This is a genomic window from Clostridioides sp. ES-S-0049-02, from assembly GCF_020658465.1.
Classification (GTDB): domain Bacteria; phylum Bacillota; class Clostridia; order Peptostreptococcales; family Peptostreptococcaceae; genus Clostridioides.
In genome coordinates this window covers 695,129-715,702 of record NZ_JACVWG010000001.1, presented here as the reverse complement: position 1 = coordinate 715,702, position 20,574 = coordinate 695,129, and the positions used below count along the sequence as shown (strand labels likewise).

Genomic DNA, 20,574 nt, shown 5'->3' with positions numbered 1-20,574 from the left:
ATTGCAATTTATAAAGATATTTTTATATAAAATTCTTTATATACTAATGTTAGTATTTTTGACACAAATTGTCAATATATGTTTTTATAATTTTCAAAATATTTGTTATTCAGAGATAATATATTTTATTTTCAGCAAATCAACTCTATTTCTCCAAAAAATAAAGAACTCTATTCTATTATAATAGAGTTCTTTGCAAATTATCTTATAAATACTATTTTTCCATTTATTTCTAATTAAATCATCTTATCATCTTTTATTATCATTAATGATTTCTTTAAAATATTGTAATTGTTCTTGTTGTTTTTTATGTTTTATATCTGGGAAAGCCTTGATAATTCTTTTTTGTAAGATAATATTAGATTCTATACGGTCTAATTTACTGTTTATTTTGTTTAATTTTTCTCTGGCTTCTAACTCTTCACTATTTATTGTTTTAAATAAAGCTTGTATCTCTCTTCTATCAAACTTATCCAATTTCATGTTTATACCATTTAGGTCTGTAATTATTTCATCTAATAAATTGAGCTTCATGTCTAATTTTTTAAGTGATATGATAGTAACAATTAAATCCACAATTGTCCATAAAGTCGTAATTACCACTATTGAAATTAATATATTATACGGAATAGTACTCACAATGTATTCTATATAGGGATGTATAAATTTTATTATTACAACAGACATTATTCCAAAATATATTGCATTTTTTAAACAGACTCTTCCCTTTACATTAAATTTTTGGTCAGAATAATCCCACCATTTGGCATGGAATAATGTTTCTAAAATAAATCCTGTAAAATATTCTAGTATTGTAGTCAAAATCATTCCTATCAAAAATAAAATAATTATATTGTCAAACCTGCCTAATACTGATATCACAAGTACTGCTCCAAAACCATAAACAGGACATATTGGGCCATTTAAAAAACCTCTATTGATTATCCTTTTGCTTGCTATAGAACATCCTGCACTTTCTACTACCCATCCTAGAAATGAATATATAAAAAAATACAAAATATATTTTATTATCTCCATAATTTATCTCTACTCCTTCAATAGTTGATATATTTTTGTGCATAATGTAAAAATAATTGTAGAAATAGTTTTTTCGTTTTTTACTTTTGTTATTCTTTTTTGTTGGATATTCTATTCATCTAATCCGATTAATAATCTAGCAGCTGTAATTCCATGTTCATCTTTTGGTCGATTATACTTATCAATCCAAATCTCAAATGTATCAGATTTCTTTAACAGAGGCAAATTTTTAGCATCAAATTCTTCATATCTAATTATATCTTTATTCTCTCCTTCAGTGATTACAAAGGATATTAGTTTTGTATTTTTACTTAGATAAACTTTTATATTACCATTCTTATCCATTAAATTATCTGGACTCTTTATATTATTATTACAAGCTGCCTTAATAGTTAATACACCATTTTTAAAGCTTTCAAATGAGCCAATTATATCTCCCTCATTTTTATCTATATCTTTAATTATTTCCTTATTTTCTTCAACTAATATTCTTGAAACTTGTTTATCTGGCTTGAGTTTAAAAGTTAACAAGCTTTGGTAATTTGTAACAATGACACCTAATCCTATTACTCCCAAAACTATGCTTGTACTTATTATGGCTTGGAATTTTTTAATGTTATTAGGAAATAATTTGGTCACCTTTGTATAAATAATAATACCAAGTATCCCACCTAATGAATTTAGAATCACATCATCTATGTCACTGCTTCCAATAGCCAAAATGTATTGTATTAATTCAAATCCTAAACTAATAAGAGAAATTATTATAATTATAGTTTTTTTATCTAATTTTTTTAATACTACAGGAAGAAAAATTCCCATTGGAATAAATATACCAATATTACCTATGATATTTGCAATAGCTCTTATAAGACTAATGTTACTATCTGTCATAAATTCCCATACTGTATAGAATGGAATTAAGTTGACAGACCTAAATCCACCCTTGAAAATGGCATAAATTGGTATATCTTTAAATAAAATTATCCTTATAGTTATTAGAACATATACAAAAAATATTATGTATATAATTGATAATAATAATTTTTCTGAAGTTCTACACATGTCTTTTTTCAATAATAACACCTTCTCTCTTTTAATATTTTAATAATACCAACAAGTATTTAAGATGCCTTTAAAATTTTCTTAAATTTTCCTTAAGTGTTAAATTAAAACATATTAAAAAAGATCTATACTTTAAAATATAGACCTTCATAAATTTCATTATAGATACATTTTATTAAATAACAAACAATTTAAGTGTAGAACAAACAATAACCAAAGTTAAAAGTAATCTAGCATATAAAAAATTTTTTTCTTTAAGCATGACTCCTGCAACTCCAAGTATAAAAAAGAGAGATGCAATAAATTTACCAAGAATATTATTACTTGGATAAGAACTAAAATGCATGAAACAAAGTACAAATGTATATACACCTATTGCATTAAATACAATTGTATTAGATGCTATCTTGCCTTTATTAAAAAAGAAACAGAATATTGATACTAAATCTAAAAACAAAAATACATAAAACATGACTTTTAAAACGCCCATACTTATACCCCCTAAAAAATTTAATTATAATATCTGCTTTATTTCATACAATTCTCAATATACCCAAGATAAACGTATAATCTTAATATAATAATAGTATAAGTTTATCTTATTGGTTTATTACTTCTTATATTTACATTACTAGTTTATTACTTCATATTCATACATATTATAATCACATTCATACATATTTAAAGACTCATATGTTGCTTTTGCATTTATGTTTTCTTTTTCTACATATAATCTCATGCCAACAATATTTTCATCTCTATCACACATATTTTTTATATGATTAAATAAATAATTAAAGATGTTCTTTCTTCTATACTCTTTCTCTACATATACACTCTGAATCCAAAGAAAGTTTCCATTTCTCCAATCACTCCACTCATATGTATACATAATCTGTGCAACAACCTTATCAAATACTGTATATACATAGTATTTTCCTTTTCTTTCATCTAATAATAGCGCCCTTACACCTTTAGTTAAAACATCCATGTCAAGTTCTTTTCCTTCTGTTTCTTTAGCTAAATTATAATTAAATCTCGCTATTATATCCAAATCATCTAAACGGGCTTCTCTTATCTCTATCAGTTCTTCATTTTCATATAATTCTATATAGTCCTTTTGTTCCATACTTATTCCCCCATATCTATTTTACGTATTACATTAATCTCTTTGTAATAATACATTATAAAATTTTTTCTAGTTTCATAAATGCATAATCGAAGGTAGATTCTAAGTTACCATTATTTTTTCCCCCACCTTGAGCTAAAACCTGACTTCCTCCACCTTTACCATCTATAAGACTTATTGCATCCTTCAATAAACTTCCCATATTAACAGCCTTCAAATTTTCAGAACATGCAAAAATCAAGTTTATTTTTTCTTCAAATCTAACAGCTAATAATGCAATCTTATTTTCATCTTCTGTAATTTTATTTGCAATTTTATTTACATATTTTAAATCTTCTTCATCATAAATTTTTTTAACAACTGAAATATTTCCAATCTTATTTGCATTTTCAACCATTTCTTTAACTTGATACTTAGCTACTATTTCTTCAAGTTTTCTCTTTTTACTTAGAGAATCTTCCACTTTCTCATTTAAATTTACAATTCCATTTATAGCATCTTCTTCACTACAGCTTAAATATCTACAGATTTTGGTTAAATATATATCCCTTTTTAATACTTCATCTACAGCTCTTTTACCAGCCAAAAACTCTATTCTTGTACTAGACTTATGCTTCTCCCATTTCTTTATTTTTATCATTCTAAGCTCACGTGTTGATGTTGGATGTACTCCACAACACGCATTTGTATCTAAGTCACCTATTTTTACTACCCTTATTTCTTCATTTGTGTTTGGTAAAGCACGTCTTAACCAAATTTTTTTTAATTCTCTTTTAGTTGGAAGTAATGTTTCTACTTGTATATTCTGATGAATAATTTCATTGGCAAGCAACTCTATCTCTCTAATTTTTTCTTCATCTAAATTACCCTCTATATCCACTGTGCTGTACTCATTACCTAAATGAAAACCCGTTGTATTTGCATTAAAAGTCTTAAAAAAACACCCTGAGAGTACATGTTGTCCAAAATGTTGATGCATACCATCTTCTCTTCTATCCCAATCAATACTACACTTTACCTTATGTATCTTTATTGGCTTTTTATCTAATATATGATATACTTTTTTATCTTCTTCATATACACTTATTACTTCATAATTATCTATTTTTCCTAAATCTCCAAATTGTCCTCCTCCACCAGGGAAAAACGCTGTTTTATCCAACAAAACATGAAACTTATTTTCTATTTCTCTTATCTCAATTATTTCTGCCGTAAAATCTCTTACATACTGATTTGTATAGTATAACTTTTCCATTATGATTTTATCTCCATTTCCTTTATTGTAAACTGCCTTATTGTTTAAATATACACATATCTTAGGTTAAGTTTAAAGTAATTACACCATATAAAGCTTAACCTATTTTTTAATAGTAATCTTCTACTATATTTTAACATATAGATATTAATGTTAACAAATTTATAATTATATATTATTTTAAATATTCAATAATATAAAGTATATTAACATTGCTTTTTTAAAAACTTTAGTATAAAATCATATTAAATAAATTTTCTGAAATGATAGAATATTGCAATCTATAAAAAACATACTTAATAACATATAGCATTGTATTATAAATATATCGTTTTATTTTGTAGGGGGAGTGATTTAAAATGCCAATAAAACCAAGAAAAATATCTATTGTAGGTTCAGGTCATGTTGGTTCACACTGTGGATTTAGTTTGATAACTCAAGGAGTTTGTGATGAACTCTTTATGATTGATATTGATGAAGCTAAAGCAAAGGCTCAAGCTTTAGATTTAGCTGATGCGGTTTCCTATCTTCCACATAAAGTACATATAGAAAAAGGAACTTTTAATGATTGTAAGGATTCTGATATCGTAGTGATAAGTGTTGCAGATTCTTCAGAAGGTCCTTTACGCAGACAAAACACAACTAGGTTAGACTTACTAAAACCAACTATTGGGATGATAAAATCTATAGTAAAACCTATAATTGATTCTGGATTTGATGGTATATTTATCGTTATTTCTAATCCAGTTGATGTAGTTACAAATTATATCTGGGAAAAGTCTGGTTTCCCTAAAAACAGAGTTATTGGAACTGGAACAGCTTTAGACTCAACAAGACTTAGAAGACTCTTATCTGAAGAAACTGGAATCGCTCAACAATCAATACAGGCTTACTCAATGGGTGAACATGGAGATTCTCAAATAGTTCCTTGGTCTCATGTTTCAATTGGTGGCAAACCAATTTTAGATATGATGAAGGATAATCCAGATACTTATGGCAAATTAGACTTACCATCAATAGTTGAAAAAAACAAGAAAACAGGTATAGGCATAATAAATGGCAAAGATTGCACAGAGTTTGGAATAGGAACTGCTTTAGTAGAAATTGTAAAGGCTATACTACATAATGAGAAAAAGATTTTACCAGTCTCTACATTATTAGAAGGTCAATACAATGAAGAAAATGTATTTGCAGGTGTTCCTTGTATTATAGGAAAAAGTGGGATTGAGGGAATTGTTGAAATCAATTTAACTAATGATGAGCAAGAAGGATTTAGTAAATCTTGTTCTGTTTTAAGAGACCATATTGCACTTTCAAAGACTATTTAGTTTTAAATCTATACGATTTATTCTTTAATTAACTTATTTAGATACTCTATAATTATTATAGAGTATTCTCATATGTATACATAAAACAAATTGTAAGGAGATGTTAAATTTGTCAATAAAACCAAGAAAAGTATCAATAATAGGAACTGGTCATGTCGGTTCACATTGTGGATTTAGTTTAATAACTCAAGGTGTTTGTGATGAACTACTGATGATTGATATAGATGAAAATAAAGCAAAGGCTCAAGCTTTAGATTTATCAGATGCAGTTTCTTATCTTAAACATGCTACAAAAATAAAAAGTGGAACACTTGATGATTGTAAAGATTCTGATATTGTAGTAATAAGTGCAGGTCCATTACCTGAAAAAAATCAGACTAGATTGGATACTCTTGAGTCTACAGTCAACATTGTAAAAACAATTGTAAAACCTATTGTTGATTCTGGATTTGATGGTATATTTATTGTAATTTCAAATCCAGTTGATATAATTTCTGATTATATTTGGAAAGTTTCTGGATTTTCTAAAAATAAAGTTTTGGGTACAGGCACTGCACTCGATTCTTCGAGACTTAGAAGGCTTTTATCTGAGGAAACAAATCTTCCTCAACAATCAATACAAGCTTATTCTATGGGTGAACATGGAGATTCTCAGATGGTTCCTTGGTCTCATGTTTCAATTGGTGGTAAACCATTATTTGATATTATGAAAGAAAATCCTAACACTTATGGAAAATTAAACTTAGATGAATTAACTGAAAAAACAGCTAGAGCTGGTTGGGATGTACTTTATGGCAAAGGTTCTACTGAATTTGGTATTGGTACTGCTTTAACAGAAATAGTAAAGACAATTTTTCATAATGAAAGAAAAATCCTTCCTGTTTCTACTTTATTAGATGGTCAGTATGGGCAAAAAGATGTGTTTGCTGGTGTTCCTGCCATAATTGGCATAAATGGAGTTGAGTCTATAGTAGAAATTAATTTAACTGATGATGAACAAAAAAAATTCAATAAATCATGTACTATTTTAAAAGAATACATTAAAATTGCTAAGGATATTTAGATTAATACCATATTAGAATACATATTTAAGTTAATAGCATATTTTAAGTGTATCTCAAATTTAATATTGAAAGCAGGTAAATTTCTTATGATAAAAAATTATCTTAATAAACCTTAAATTTAAATCATAAATACCTGCTTTTATCTTTCAATATTAAAATATTAATTTATCTTTTCCCATCAAATTTTATAACTTTACTTTTTTTCTTTGTATTTTGAGATAGGAGTCCATTTTTCAATCCCATCAATAATTCTAGGTCTTCTGGATAAAGACTTATTCCTATATCTCCTAAATTTGATACTATATTGTCTGTGTTCATTATTTTGTTTTCTATCAGTAATTCGACTGCTTTTTTTAAATATACTGGACTTACACCCTTCATTTTATCTAATGGTTCTTCTATTAACCATCCTCGTTTATCCATTTCGCTCATAAGATAATTATACTTTTTATAGCTTATCTCACCTAAATTGTATGCTCTAAAAATCATAACAGATATAGGTACAATCCATTTTTGCTTTAGTTCTACATAATAATCTAGGTCTTCTGGATAAACCAAGTCTTCTAAAAAAGTCTCTCTTGGAAGCAAAAATGCACAGGCATATTCATCTGCTAAGAATTGCTTATTTGGTATTCCCAATTGACTTGATATTATATATCCAAGCTCATAGGCTAAATCATAGTTTCTAATTGATGCTGATTTTTTATCATTCCCAAGAGATATTAGATATTTAGTTTCTTTACCTATTCTCTGTTTTTGAGTAAATACGGTTGCTCCTTTTCTATCTACATTCATTCCTGATATTATAATCCCATTAGCCTCTAATAAACTTACCATATTTACTATTGGATTGTTGTTTAAATTCCAAAGTTCTCTAGTCTTATTAGCAAGACTTTCTATATCATTTATATTAACATCCTTAATTAGTTTTCTATTTGGTAAGTTTTCTTTTGGAAATTTTATATAACTTTCCATAAACGAGTATATTTTATGAATGATTATTATTTTTTCTCTATAAGAAATTTCCTCCACTCTAGGAAGTTTAGATTGAGGATTAAAATGACTATCTTCCACAATAACATTTATACTTTCGTTTTTATAAAAATACTCTTTTGGGAAGTTTAATATATTTGATAATTTTAATGCATTTTCAATATTTGGAACATACTTATTTTCTTCAAAAGCTTGTAAATCTTTTTTATTTATTTTAGTTTCTTTAGATAACTGCTCTAGAGTTTTAGCTCTAAAAACTCTAGCTGATTTTAATCTTTTTCCATTAAAGTCTTTTAAATTCATTTGTTTTCTCTCTTTCAAAAATTAAATTCTTTAGTCATACAAATATAAATTATAACATTACAATTAATAATTTATCATATTATTGGCAAAAAAACAAAAGATGAAAACATAAATTTATATTTCCATCTCTAATCTGAATATATGATATAACTAGTTTTAATTATTTAAAAAGCTCTAAATATTCTCCATATCCTAATTCTTCCATGTCTTTTTTAGGTATAAACTTAAGAGAAGCAGAATTTATACAATACCTTAAACCTCCAAGTTCCTTTGGCCCATCATCAAAAACATGACCTAGATGAGAATTTCCTTTAGCACTTCTTACTTCAACCCTATACATGCCTTGTGAAAAATCACTTCTTTCAATTATAGACTTATCTATAACTGGCTTTGCAAAGCTAGGCCATCCACATCCTGCATCAAATTTATCCTTTGAAGAAAATAAAACCTCTCCACTTACTATATCCACATAGATACCTTCTTCATTATTATCATAATATTCATTTTCAAAAGGTACTTCTGTCATGTCATTTTGAGTAACTTCAAATTGAATAGGAGTTAAAGTCTTTTTTAACGCTTCCCTATCTACATTATTTCCATCCCAATAACTTTTTACAAAATTATATCTTCCTGAACCTTTATAATACATATTATAATTTAATGGTCTTTTTTTATAATAATCTTGATGATTTTCTTCTGCTTCGTAAAATTTAGTTGCTGGAATTATTTCAGTAACTATTTTACTATCAAATATTTTACTATTTTCTAAGCTTTCTTTTGACTTCAAAGCTGTATTTTTTTGCTCTTCATCATGATAAAATATAGCAGTTTTATATTGAGTTCCTCTATCACCAAATTGTCCACCATCATCCGTAGGATTAATTTGTTTCCAAAATATATTTAAAAGTTCATCATAACTTATTATATTATCATCATAAGTTATTTGAATAGCTTCAACATGGCCAGTTGTTCCTGAACATACTTCTTGATATGTAGGATTTTCAACATGACCAGATGTATATCCAGAAACTACTTTTATAACCCCATCATATTTATCAAAAGGTTTTACCATACACCAAAAACACCCACCTGCAAAAGTAGCAAGTTTTATCATTTTCATCACTCCTTAAAAAAATTATATTTTATTTATTCCCTAAGAAGTAACTTAATAATCTTGTATTTTATTATTTTTTACTTTATTTAGAAAATACTATATGATATTAAAGTATTTAAAATTACAAAATCTTTTATCAAAATTATAAACTATAAAAATTTTCTACTTATAAATATAATGAAAAACTATACCTAATTTTTATAAAAACCTTTTTTATTTATCCATTCAAATGCATCTTTTATATCACAGTTTTCACCTAGAGATATTAAATATTCTAGTGAATCACAATCATCCATAGCTACATCTCTCTCCATTTTAGGATTTAACCTATAGTAATTATCTCCAAGAAGTTTTTGAGAAAATAGTTGACTCATTTGAGAGTTCCCTTCTAGTGTAACAGATATAATTGGTAAGTCTGGCTCCTTATTGATTATCCAGTCAATAGCTCCCCATTCAGTTGTATCTGTCTTTATACTATTATATACATATCCAGTCCCTATAGAAAAAAGTCTTGTATTTTTATAATTTAGCTTAAGTCCACTGTCAATTGAATAAACTATACATGCTAAACTTGGGTCAGTTGCTATTATACCACCATCAACATGACAATTATAGGTTGGAAAGAATACTGGTGCAGCACTACTTGCCATTGCTACATCCACAACTTTACTAGTTTTATTAAGAGAATTTGGCATATTATTATAAAATACAGGCTTCCATGAATGTTCTTCATTACCTATATAAAAGCTTGGTACCATGACTAATTTACTTAAATCTTTCAATTCTAAGTCTTCTGGAAATATACTTAGTAAAATTTCCTTTAAATTTTTATTTTCATACTTTGGTCTGAGCATTTCTGCATAACTTTTGTTGAAAATATACTTTGAATTTTCAATTGAATAGAGAGTCTTTATCTCTTTTGGGCTTACACCATATGCAAGCCCTAATGCAATCAAACTGCCTGTAGATGTTCCTCCAAACATATTTATGTTATTTAACAAACTTGGATACTCCTCTACTATTCTCTCAAGTATGGATATACTTAATGCTCCCTTTAATCCACCACCATCGAATGTTAATATATTAAAATTCGAATTTTTCATATATACATACCCCCATATAAAATGCCTTATATATTTTAAATTTTAGTTAAAATAATTACACTATAATATATATATATTATGCAAATTCTATATTACAAAGTTCCTCTTTCTATAATTAAATTCAGTATCCTGCACTATTAAAACTATACTTTTTATTTGTTTGTACTATACACATATTTTAAGTATTATAAGTTTAAAAGTATGATTTATTATAAATATTTAAAAGTATGATTTATTATAAATAATTGATTAAAATAATATATACTTTAGTAATAGACCATAAAAATATAAATAAGGGTTGACCTTATACAAAGCCACCCCTTATTTATGTTAATTATAATTAATCTTAATAATACTTTGATTATAAAATTTATACCTTATCAGCTAAGCGTATTTTCTTTATCCTAATATTTTTTTCATATCTTCTTCTGGAGTAGATATAGGAGTTAAAGCAAATTTCTCAACCAATATATTCAATACATTTTCAGACAAGAACGCTGGTAAAGAAGGTCCTATATAGATATTTTTTATACCTAAGTAAAGCAATGTAAGAAGTACACAAACAGCTTTTTGTTCATACCATGATAGAACTATGCTAAGAGGTAATTCATTTACATCACATTCAAAAGCATTTGCCAATGAAATAGCCACTTGAATTGCACTGTAAGTATCATTACATTGTCCCATATCCATTAAACGTGGTAAACCACCTATTTCTCCAAGATTTAAATCATTAAATCTATATTTTCCACATGCAAGAGTCAATATAACAGTGTCTTCAGGAGCTTGTTTTACAAATTCAGTATAATAATTTCTTCCAGGTTTTGCACCATCACAACCACCAACTAATAAAAAGTGTCTTATGTCACCATTTTTTACAGCTTCTACTACTGTATCTTGTACAGATGAAACTGTTCCTCTTGCAAAACCAGTAGTTAGCATATCACCTCCATTTATTCCAGTCATATGCATATCTTCTTTATATCCTCCAAGTTCAAGTGCTTTTTCTATTACACTAGAAAAATCTTTATCTTCTCCAATATGAACCATACCAGGATAAGCAACCACTTCTGTAGTAAATACTCTATCTCTATAACTATCCTTAACAGGCATTAAACAGTTTGTCGTAAATAGTATTGGAGCAGGTATATTGTCAAATTCTTTTTGTTGATTTTGCCATGCTGTACCAAAATTTCCTTTTAAGTGCTTATATTCTTTTAATTTTGGATATGCATGTGCTGGTAATAATTCTCCATGAGTGTATATGTTTATTCCCTTATCTTTTGTTTGCTCTAGCAATTTGTGTAAATCATAAAGGTCATGCCCTGTAACTACAATAAATGGACCTTTTTCAATTTTCATAGGTACTTGAGTTGGCTCTGGTGTTCCATAAGTTTCGGTATTTGCTCTATCAAGTAATTCCATACATTTTAAGTTTATTTCCCCAGTTTTCATTACAAATCCTAAAAGTTCATCACTAGATAAGTCTTCTCCAACTGCTATTAACCCTTCGTAGAAAAAGTCATTCACTTCTTTATCTGTATATCCAAGTACCATTGCATGATAAGCATAAGCAGCCATCCCTCTTAATCCAAATAAAATTAATGATTTTAATGAACGTATATCTTCATTATCATTCCATAAATTCTTCATATCATAGTTATCATTTCTACTACAAGTTGTTGAGCAATCTGAACATCTAGGTACAAGTTCACTTTTTGCTAGTTCAATTTTTTCAATTTGTCTTTTTATAGCTTCATCATCAAAACTTACATTTGTTACAGTAGTAAACAATCCTTCTATCATAACTTTATCTGTTTCTCTTGTTGGTCTATTTTTATTTCCAACAGTTGCTCTTGAAAGTCCAATTAATACTCCTGTAAGTTCATCTTGTAAATTAGCTGTTCCCCCTTTTTTACCACAAGCTCCATTTATAGTACATCCTTTACCACCAACTGTCTGTTCACATTGAAAACAAAACATATTCTCCATCTTTTATTCCTCCCATTTAATTTTATTTATTAAAATTTATTAAATTGTTTACGATTTACTTAATTAGATTTCTCCATCTACTATTTTCCCATCTACAGATATAGTAATTACTTGCCATGGTATCATCTTTCCACTATTTTGTAGGGCTGTTTTAACTGCATTTACGATACCACCACAACAAGGTACCTCCATACGTGTTACCACTATATTTTTAATATCATTTAATCTTAAAATTTCTGTAAGTTTTTCAGCATAATCAACTTCATCAAGTTTAGGGCAACCAATTAATGTAACCTTATTTTTCATAAATTTATTATGGAAATTTCCATATGCATATGCTGTACAGTCTGCTGCTATTAAAAGACTTGCATTCTTTAAATATGATGCATTAGCAGGTACTAGTTTTATTTGCACTGGCCACTGATTAAGCTGAGACTCTTGTGCCTCCATTACTATATTGTTATTTGTAGATATAGTATCTAAATCTTGTCTTTTTATAGACTTAGACTGAGAACCTGGACATCCACATGCTAAATTTTCTTTTTGTGCTCTCTTTGCTTCCATATTTGCTTTTACTGCTTCTTCATCATATTCTGCAGCCTCTCTATTTTCAAATGAAATTGCATTCGTTGGACAAGTTGGTAAACAATCTCCTAAACCATCGCAATAATCGTCTCTTAAAAGTTTTGCTTTTCCATTTACCATACCTATAGCTTCTTCATGGCAAGCTTCAACACATAATCCACAACCATTACATTTTTCTTCATTAATTTTAATTATTTTTCTAATCATTTATATCACCTCATAAAATTTTTTTGTTTAAAATACTACTTTACTAGATATTTATTTTTAAGACATAGGTCTTTTTTATTTTAGATTTTTGTATCAGGATTTTTATATCTCCTTGCTTTTATAAATTTAGTATAGTACAATGAAAAGAAATTATCGGTTGCATATGCAACAAGGAAGTGATTATTTGAAAAAATTTTTAGAAAAACATATAAATCTATTAAGAAGGATTTCTCTGTTTGAAGGGATTAAAGATGATGAACTTGAAGCAATGTTAGAATGTTTGGGTGTTACTGATAAGACTTATCCAAAAGATGACATAATATTTTCTGTAGGAAATGAAGTGACTTCTATTGGAATTATGCTTAAGGGAAGTGCACACATAATAAAAGAAGATATTGAAGGTAATAGAAATATTGTGGCTGAACTTTTACCTGGTGATTTATTTGGAGAGGTGTTTGCTTGCACTAGACTACATAAAAGTACTGTAACAGTAGTGACAACATCTTCATGTGAAGTTCTATTTATAAAGTTTAAAAGTGTGACTGGTATTTGCTCGTCTACATGTGAATTTCACAATAGACTTGTTGAAAATATGTTACAATTAATAGCTGAAAAAAATATTTTACTTCATAACAAAATAGAGTTGCTTTCTTGTAAAACAACTCGTGAAAAATTGCTCATGTACTTTTCAAATCAAATAGAGAGAACGGGTAACTATAAGTTTACAATCCCTTTTTCAAGAAATGAAATGGCTGACTTTTTATGTGTTGATAGAAGTTCTATGTCAAGAGAACTTGGAAAAATGAGAGATGAAGGTCTATTATCTTTTAACAAAAATAAGTTTGAAATCTTTTGTTTCCAAAATAAGTTTGATATTTAAACTTATATGATTCAATACACATAATTTTAATTAATTCAAATTATAGGCATTACGTCTAAATCTAGAATTTATATTTTTACTCAAAAAGTTAATAGATATCTTAATTATATAAATTAAGATATCTATTAATTTTGTATGTTAATTAGCTTACTTTTATGAAAGTATCTCATATGTCTTAAGACATACTTCAATTATATGTTTTTAATTAAATACTTCTTCTTTCCTAATAATATTTAAAAATTTTGCCGTTCTTTCATTTTTTGGATTATTAAATATTTCATCAGGAGTTCCTTCTTCAGCTATCACACCATTATCCATAAATATAATTTTATCAGCAACTTCTTTTGCGAAATTTATTTCATGAGTCACAATAAGCATTGTTATTCCATCTTTTGCAAGCGATTTTATAACACTTAAAACTTCTCCAACAAGTTCTGGGTCAAGTGCAGATGTTGGTTCATCAAATAATATTACATTTGGATTTACTGCCATCGCTCTAGCTATACCTATTCTTTGTTGCTGACCTCCAGATAACTTTGATGGATAAAAATCTTTTCTATCTAACATCCCAACTTTTTCTATTAATTTTATCGAAATTTCTCTAGCTTCTTGTTTACTCTTTTTATGTACTACTATCAATGCTTCCATTACATTTTCTAATGCTGTTTTATTTTTAAATAGGTTATAATTTTGGAATACCATAGATGTATGTTTTCTTAAATTTGCTATATCCTTTTTTGTTGCTTTTTCTACATCTACTTTTACATCTCCAATCATTATTTTTCCTTTTGTAGGCTCAACTAAATAATTTAAACATCTAAGTAACGTAGATTTACCTGTTCCAGATGGACCAAGTATAGCTACTACTTCACTTTGATTTATTTCTAAATTTATACCTTTAAGAACTTCTGTACCTTTAAAACTTTTATGTAAATTCTCTACTTTTATCATTAGTATCCACCTTTTTTAATAAATATAATAGACTAATCACATATTTGATACTAAAAATTAATATGTTAATTTGAAATCTAAAAATAACTTAGTCATTTTATTTTTAAATAGAATATATTCTTATAATTATAATCTAACATTGACAAAGATAACCTACTGCAAGTTGTGCAAATAATGAAGATGCTGTGCTTAAACATTTTTCATCTATATTAAACTTGTTATTATGAAGTCTGTAATTTATATTTTTTTCTTTATTTCCTACCCCTATATACATAAATAAACCAGGTCTTTCCTTCATATAAATAGCAAAATCTTCACCTGTCATTGCTGAAAAATCAATCATTTCAATATTTTCATCTCCAAGTATTTTTAAAGCACTTTTTCTTCTAAGATAATAACGCTACTATCGTTCCTATAATTAATGAAAATATCAGTGAGCTTATTGCTAAAATCACAGTTACATTGAATGATTTCATTATTATTGGAAATAATTCCAAAAAATATTTCATGTTAAAAATCATAAAATAAGTCCCCCTCACTTAATGTTGTTTTTTGCAAACTTTTGTCACATATTAAATTATAATAGAATTTTATTTATTTTTCCAATAGAAAAAAACTATTTCCTTACCCACTTATATAGCCCTTTTTAATATCAAATTTATTTAATATGATTGGGCTGTCTAACTCGTTTTTATAAAATTAAAACATATGAAAAAGTTGTAATATAGATATTTACATATCATTACTGCTATTGCAAATCAACCTCCGTGGAAGACTGTATATTAATCAATAAAAAATTAGATACGAAAAAATTTAGTAAAGAATTAAATATATCTCGTGTATCATTTACTTCAGAAGAATTATTATGGATGTAGTGATGGAACGAATACTGGATATATTAAAATAAAGACTGAGTATATATTAAATATTTTATTACCATATACTAAACATAAATATAGAGTTATCGAAACATCATGTCTAAATTTACTATAATTGACATAGTGTGCCTCCTAAATAATTAAATCATTATCTTCTTTTATCTTTATTGCCTTCTTAAATCCGTCTGAAATCACAAAACTCATAAGAGCAACCACAAAATATACAAGAGTTGGGACTGTAAAGTAAAATCCGAATCCTAAATCTAGGAACCTCATTCCTGTTCCAGTAGTACCGAAAGTTGAACTAAATTCTATAACAGAATTTAAAAGTAAAAGATAGCCAATAAGTCTAAATCTTTTTGCATTTTCATTTATGAATAAGCTATATTCAGAACTATTTAATATTTCTAACAATGACTTTACTATAATAAAATATGATACAACCAAAGAAAACCTTAACATACCAGATATAAAACTTTGTATAGTTGCTTCACCACTAAAACAAATATAACTAAAGCCTTTAATTCCTCCTACAGAAAGTACTAATGCTAAAAGAAAAAATAAAATTTGTAATATACCATTTAATAGATTTTTTATAAATTTATCAGACACTATATCAACTCCTTTAAAATATTTTATATATTATATACTACATCATACAATATCGTTTTTCAATAATTTTTTTATAATAAAAGATATATTTTTATTGTTAAAAATATAAAATATTTTAATTTCCTAAGTAAATATTTTAAGAGTAATTAAAATTATCTGTTGTTAGTGTAAGGTTTCTGATAATTAACACTATGAATATCTATATCTAGATTCCAATTTAAAAATTATTAATATCTATATTAAAATTTATTAGATAAAAACCTAAATATAGTCACTAATTTTAAGTTATAATAAGTATATTAAAATCAATAAAAGGGAGTTTTAAATTTGAATGCTGAAAAAATAAATCAATATATTAGGTCAGTTAAACTAAACAGAAAAGGTATACATAGTATAAATGAATATCCATTTAATCTACCAATAGTAAAAAACTTATATCAACTTGAGTTTCATAAAAACGTAACTTTTATAATTGGTGAAAATGGAAGTGGAAAATCAACATTATTAGAAGCAATAGCTATTGAATATGGATTCAACCCTGAAGGTGGGACAAAAAACTTTGGCTTTAGTACTTATAATAGCCACTCTGAACTTCATAAATATATAACAATCACAAAAGGACCTAAAAAACCTAAGCAAAATTTTTTTTTGAGAGCTGAATCTTTTTATAATGTAGCTACTGCAATAGATAAAGCTTCTAGGTTTTCGTCAGGAATAAAAACTATAAACTATTATGGAGGAGTATCATTGCATGAACAATCTCATGGTGAATCCTTCTTCTCATTATTTATTCATAAATTTTCTAAAGAAGGAATATATATATTAGATGAACCAGAGGCAGCACTTTCACCTGCTAGACAGATGGCTTTTATAACAAGATTACACGAATTAGTAACCCAAAATTGCCAATTCATCATAGCAACACACTCACCCATATTAATTTGTTATCCTAATTCAATCATCTATGAAATAAATGAGAATGGCATTAATAAAGTTAAATGCGAAGATAGTGAAAATTATCAACTTACTCAAGATTTTTTAAATCATAAAGAAAAATTCTTAAACATGTTAATTGATTAGTAATCCATAAGACAAACTTTTTAAAATAAAAATTTAAACTTCTAACTATCTCAATTTTTTATTTTATAAGTATATACATAAAAAGACTACATTAAATTAGTTATAATACAAATTTAATGTAGTCTTTTACAAAGTTCATTTTACATCTTAGTATAAATTATAATTTATAATTAATCTACTTCCATATTAAACTTTAATGCTCCTGTAGGACATACCATTACACAAGGTGCATCCATACCCCACTCATTTCGTTCAACACAACCATTACACTTGTTTGCTTTACCATCATTTCCATAAATCAAAGCTCCATATTCACAAGCTTTTTCACAAAGTTTACATCCTATACAATCTTGATTATCTAATATGACAAATTTATTTTCTTTTTTAAAACAATCTTTAGGACATACATCTACACATTTTGCTTCATCACAATGAACACATGATAATGAAAAATACTCTACCTTTTCTTTTTCTTCCACTGTAAATACATGTCTAAAAAATTCACCCTTATCTATGTCATTATCATTTTGGTCTATACAAGCAAGCAAACAAGCCCCACATGCTGTACATAACTCTTTATTGAATTCAAATAAACTTTTCATTATATCCCCCCAATTATTTATTCACTTTTTCAATCTTACACTTACAACTTCTATATGCAGGGAATCCACTATAAGGGTCAAAATTATCACAGATGATACTATTTACATCAGCTTCTCTATATCCATGATACATATGTATGTTTTTATATAAAACTCTATCAGTAACATTGACCTTAACATTCAAACTTCCTATTTTAGTAGTTATTTTTATATAATCTCCATTATTAATACCTAAGTCTTTTGCATCTAAACTAGAAATATCACAACTAGCCTCATTTTTTAATATTCTCGAAAGCTTAACATCATGAAGTCTTGAGTGTAATGCATTTGGAATTCTTGCACCTGATGTTAATAGGTAATTATACTCATCTATATCATCATTAAATTCTTTGTATGTTGGTAATGTATCTAATCCAAAATCTTTATATTTTTCAATAATTGTAGATTTTAATTCAAACTTAGATGTACTAGTATCATAACCTTCCATTGTATACGAACCTACCTCATATGATTTAAAATCTTTACATTTCAATGGTAAATCACTTTCTTTAAGTTCATCTACATCTACACAAGTTCCTTTAAACATATGTCTTATACTTGCTTCATAACCTGCTTTTAAGAAATCATCATCTATGTCCATAACATTTGCTAAGTCAGAAAGTATTTCTACATCTGATTTTGAATCATATAATGTATCAATTACTTTTTTCGTATATGTAATATATCCACCTGGATAACTCTTACATTCTTCTCTTTCAAAAGATGTGCATGCAGGTAAAAGTATATCTGCATATTTTGATGCATCTGTCATAAATAAATCTATATTGACAAAGAAATCTACAGTGTTTAGAGCGTTAAAAAGCCTACCTGAATTAGGAAACATTCTAGCATTTATACCATGACAAAACAATGCTTTTATTTCATAAGGTGTCTTTTCTTCTATTTGTCGAGTTAAATCCATAGCTTGAAATTGATTTACCATTTCATTCCAAAGAGGAAATCTTTCCCCACCAATTCTTTCATTTATATTTTTAGGTAGCACTTCTTTTACAAACTCTTTTTCTAATGTTTGAAATCCTCCTACCTTACCAGCAAAATAATCTTGTTTTGGTATGTTACCTCCAATTTTATCATAATTACCTGTTATAGCAGATAGAGACATCATTGCCCTATAATTTTGAAATCCATTTTGGTGATGAACTACTGGAGCAGCACTTTCATTTATACAAAATGGACCTTTCGATAACATCTCTACAGCTTTTACTATATCATCTTTAGAAACCCCTGTAATTTTGTTGACAGTATCTAAATCAAATAATTTTACATATTTCTTGTATTCATCAAACCCATGTACATGTTTTTCTATGTATTCTTTATCTATCAAATCTTTTTCTATAAATAAATTAGCCATTCCTAGAGCTAAAGCTCCATCAGTACCAGGCTTAACTCTCAAGTGCAAATCTGCTATTTTTTGAGTTGTTGGTGTTATCCTAGGGTCTACAATTATAAATTTTAAACCTTTTTCCTTTAGTTTACTTAAATTTACACTATTTAAAAATTTAGAGTAGTATGGATTAAACCCCCAACCTAAATAAGTATTTGCATTTTCCATATCCTGCATTGTAAAATTTCTCCCAGTTGCAACATTTCCAGCCATCTGTGCTGATGTTGAACAGGAGCTTGATTCTGTACCATAATTAGGAGAACCAAATGAAGATGCAAACCTTTGTAAAAACGGTCTATACCACTTTCCATACCCTGTAAAAAATGCTACATGTTTTGCTCCATATTCGTCTTTTATTTTATTTAATTTTCCCCCTATTTCACTATAAGCTTCTTCCCATGATATTGGCTTAAACTTTCCTTCACCTCTTTTTCCAATCCTCTTCAGTGGTGTTTTTATTCTATCTTCTCGATACATATATTCTCTATTACAAAGCCCCTTTGTACACAACAACCCTCTGTTCATTGGATGCTCTTTTGTTCCTTCTATTTTTATTACTTTGCCATCTTTGACATATGCATCAATTCCACAATGAATTCCTGGAGAACAAATATCACATAAAGTCTTCTTTATTTCTATTCCTGTTTCCTTACATGGTATCTTAGCCTTAATCAATTTATAACTATCCATATCAATATCTTCCTTTCCCAATGATAAATATAAAACACTATAATTATTATACATTCTTTTAATTTAAATATCATAAACTTAAAATATGTTTTTAATAATTAAATTTTATATACATTTATAAACTACTTAAATCATTATTTTTCACTCCTAGTTTACAGGAGATTACAATAAAAATCTAATAGCAAATTGTTATTTATATATATTTTGCAATAGATAAAAGCTATTTATATATGCTTTAATTTAAACACTGTATTTAGAGTG

20 protein-coding genes are annotated in these 20,574 nt (G+C 27.2%); 4 read left to right on the top strand and 16 right to left on the bottom strand.

Translation table 11 applies throughout. The features are described 5' to 3' along the window. Positions 1-249 precede the first annotated feature (249 nt). The 5 genes from IC213_RS03210 to IC213_RS03190 all read right to left on the bottom strand — a co-directional run bounded on the left by IC213_RS03210 (position 250) and on the right by IC213_RS03190 (position 4,487). The gene (locus tag IC213_RS03210) at positions 250-1,038 is read right to left on the bottom strand and encodes a putative ABC transporter permease (RefSeq protein ID WP_227482535.1); all 789 of its coding nucleotides are present in this window, start codon (positions 1,036-1,038) and stop codon (positions 250-252) included. A gap of 111 nt (positions 1,039-1,149) precedes the next feature. Beyond that, entirely contained in the window at positions 1,150-2,115 is a 966-nt protein-coding gene (locus IC213_RS03205; protein ID WP_227434814.1) for a VanZ family protein, read from the bottom strand. A gap of 163 nt (positions 2,116-2,278) precedes the next feature. Then, positions 2,279-2,593, bottom strand: a complete 315-nt coding sequence (locus IC213_RS03200; protein ID WP_227434815.1) for a hypothetical protein — start codon at positions 2,591-2,593, stop codon at positions 2,279-2,281. A 141-nt stretch (positions 2,594-2,734) separates the two neighbouring features. Further along, on the bottom strand, positions 2,735-3,232 hold the full coding sequence (locus IC213_RS03195) for a GNAT family N-acetyltransferase (RefSeq protein ID WP_227434816.1): 498 nt from the start codon (positions 3,230-3,232) through the stop codon (positions 2,735-2,737). Positions 3,233-3,287: 55 nt separating this feature from the next. Further along, positions 3,288-4,487 carry a DHHA1 domain-containing protein gene (locus IC213_RS03190; RefSeq protein ID WP_227862735.1) on the bottom strand — a complete coding sequence of 400 codons (1,200 nt, stop codon included), beginning with the start codon at positions 4,485-4,487 and terminating at the stop codon, positions 3,288-3,290. Between the two features lie 359 nt (positions 4,488-4,846). On the opposite strand from IC213_RS03190, the gene IC213_RS03185 reads away from it, so the two are divergent. Beyond that, complete coding sequence (locus tag IC213_RS03185) at positions 4,847-5,815, top strand: L-lactate dehydrogenase (RefSeq protein ID WP_227434818.1); 969 nt, start codon at positions 4,847-4,849, stop codon at positions 5,813-5,815. A 109-nt stretch (positions 5,816-5,924) separates the two neighbouring features. Continuing rightward, positions 5,925-6,878, top strand: a complete 954-nt coding sequence (locus tag IC213_RS03180) for an L-lactate dehydrogenase (RefSeq protein ID WP_227434819.1) — start codon at positions 5,925-5,927, stop codon at positions 6,876-6,878. Between the two features lie 166 nt (positions 6,879-7,044). Here the strand turns inward: IC213_RS03180 and IC213_RS03175 are convergent, their stop codons facing one another. The 5 genes from IC213_RS03175 to IC213_RS03155 all read right to left on the bottom strand — a co-directional run bounded on the left by IC213_RS03175 (position 7,045) and on the right by IC213_RS03155 (position 13,176). Next, positions 7,045-8,175, bottom strand: coding sequence for an XRE family transcriptional regulator (locus tag IC213_RS03175; RefSeq protein WP_227434820.1), 1,131 nt, complete (start codon positions 8,173-8,175; stop codon positions 7,045-7,047). Positions 8,176-8,335: 160 nt separating this feature from the next. Next, the gene (msrA, locus tag IC213_RS03170) at positions 8,336-9,289 is read right to left on the bottom strand and encodes a peptide-methionine (S)-S-oxide reductase MsrA (RefSeq protein WP_227482529.1); all 954 of its coding nucleotides are present in this window, start codon (positions 9,287-9,289) and stop codon (positions 8,336-8,338) included. A 191-nt stretch (positions 9,290-9,480) separates the two neighbouring features. After that, positions 9,481-10,392, bottom strand: a complete 912-nt coding sequence (locus IC213_RS03165; RefSeq protein WP_227830613.1) for a patatin-like phospholipase family protein — start codon at positions 10,390-10,392, stop codon at positions 9,481-9,483. 399 nt (positions 10,393-10,791) lie between these two features. Continuing rightward, complete coding sequence (gene hcp / locus IC213_RS03160) at positions 10,792-12,384, bottom strand: hydroxylamine reductase (protein ID WP_227830614.1); 1,593 nt, start codon at positions 12,382-12,384, stop codon at positions 10,792-10,794. Between the two features lie 63 nt (positions 12,385-12,447). Next, positions 12,448-13,176 (bottom strand): 4Fe-4S binding protein, encoded by a 729-nt coding sequence (locus IC213_RS03155; protein WP_227434824.1) that lies wholly within the window; start codon positions 13,174-13,176, stop codon positions 12,448-12,450. A gap of 163 nt (positions 13,177-13,339) precedes the next feature. Between IC213_RS03155 and IC213_RS03150 the strand changes: the two genes are divergently transcribed. Continuing rightward, positions 13,340-14,056, top strand: a complete 717-nt coding sequence (locus tag IC213_RS03150; RefSeq protein ID WP_227434946.1) for a Crp/Fnr family transcriptional regulator — start codon at positions 13,340-13,342, stop codon at positions 14,054-14,056. 201 nt (positions 14,057-14,257) lie between these two features. Here the strand turns inward: IC213_RS03150 and IC213_RS03145 are convergent, their stop codons facing one another. The 4 genes from IC213_RS03145 to IC213_RS03135 form a co-directional block, all read right to left on the bottom strand. Further along, positions 14,258-15,007 carry an amino acid ABC transporter ATP-binding protein gene (locus IC213_RS03145; protein ID WP_227830615.1) on the bottom strand — a complete coding sequence of 250 codons (750 nt, stop codon included), beginning with the start codon at positions 15,005-15,007 and terminating at the stop codon, positions 14,258-14,260. A gap of 133 nt (positions 15,008-15,140) precedes the next feature. Next, positions 15,141-15,350, bottom strand: coding sequence for a hypothetical protein (locus IC213_RS03140; RefSeq protein ID WP_227830616.1), 210 nt, complete (start codon positions 15,348-15,350; stop codon positions 15,141-15,143). Between the two features lie 43 nt (positions 15,351-15,393). Further along, positions 15,394-15,528 carry a hypothetical protein gene (locus IC213_RS20875; protein ID WP_255612862.1) on the bottom strand — a complete coding sequence of 45 codons (135 nt, stop codon included), beginning with the start codon at positions 15,526-15,528 and terminating at the stop codon, positions 15,394-15,396. A gap of 489 nt (positions 15,529-16,017) precedes the next feature. Then, positions 16,018-16,497 carry a DUF2975 domain-containing protein gene (locus IC213_RS03135; protein ID WP_227434827.1) on the bottom strand — a complete coding sequence of 160 codons (480 nt, stop codon included), beginning with the start codon at positions 16,495-16,497 and terminating at the stop codon, positions 16,018-16,020. 327 nt (positions 16,498-16,824) lie between these two features. On the opposite strand from IC213_RS03135, the gene IC213_RS03130 reads away from it, so the two are divergent. Continuing rightward, the gene (locus tag IC213_RS03130; protein ID WP_227830617.1) at positions 16,825-17,577 is read left to right on the top strand and encodes an AAA family ATPase; all 753 of its coding nucleotides are present in this window, start codon (positions 16,825-16,827) and stop codon (positions 17,575-17,577) included. A 170-nt stretch (positions 17,578-17,747) separates the two neighbouring features. Here IC213_RS03130 and IC213_RS03125 read toward each other — a convergent pair whose 3' ends face one another. Together IC213_RS03125 and IC213_RS03120 are read right to left on the bottom strand one after the other, a co-directional pair. Then, entirely contained in the window at positions 17,748-18,179 is a 432-nt protein-coding gene (locus IC213_RS03125) for a 4Fe-4S dicluster domain-containing protein (RefSeq protein WP_227845931.1), read from the bottom strand. A 13-nt stretch (positions 18,180-18,192) separates the two neighbouring features. Then, entirely contained in the window at positions 18,193-20,367 is a 2,175-nt protein-coding gene (locus IC213_RS03120) for a molybdopterin-dependent oxidoreductase (RefSeq protein ID WP_227845932.1), read from the bottom strand. Between the last annotated feature and the right edge of the window lie 207 nt (positions 20,368-20,574).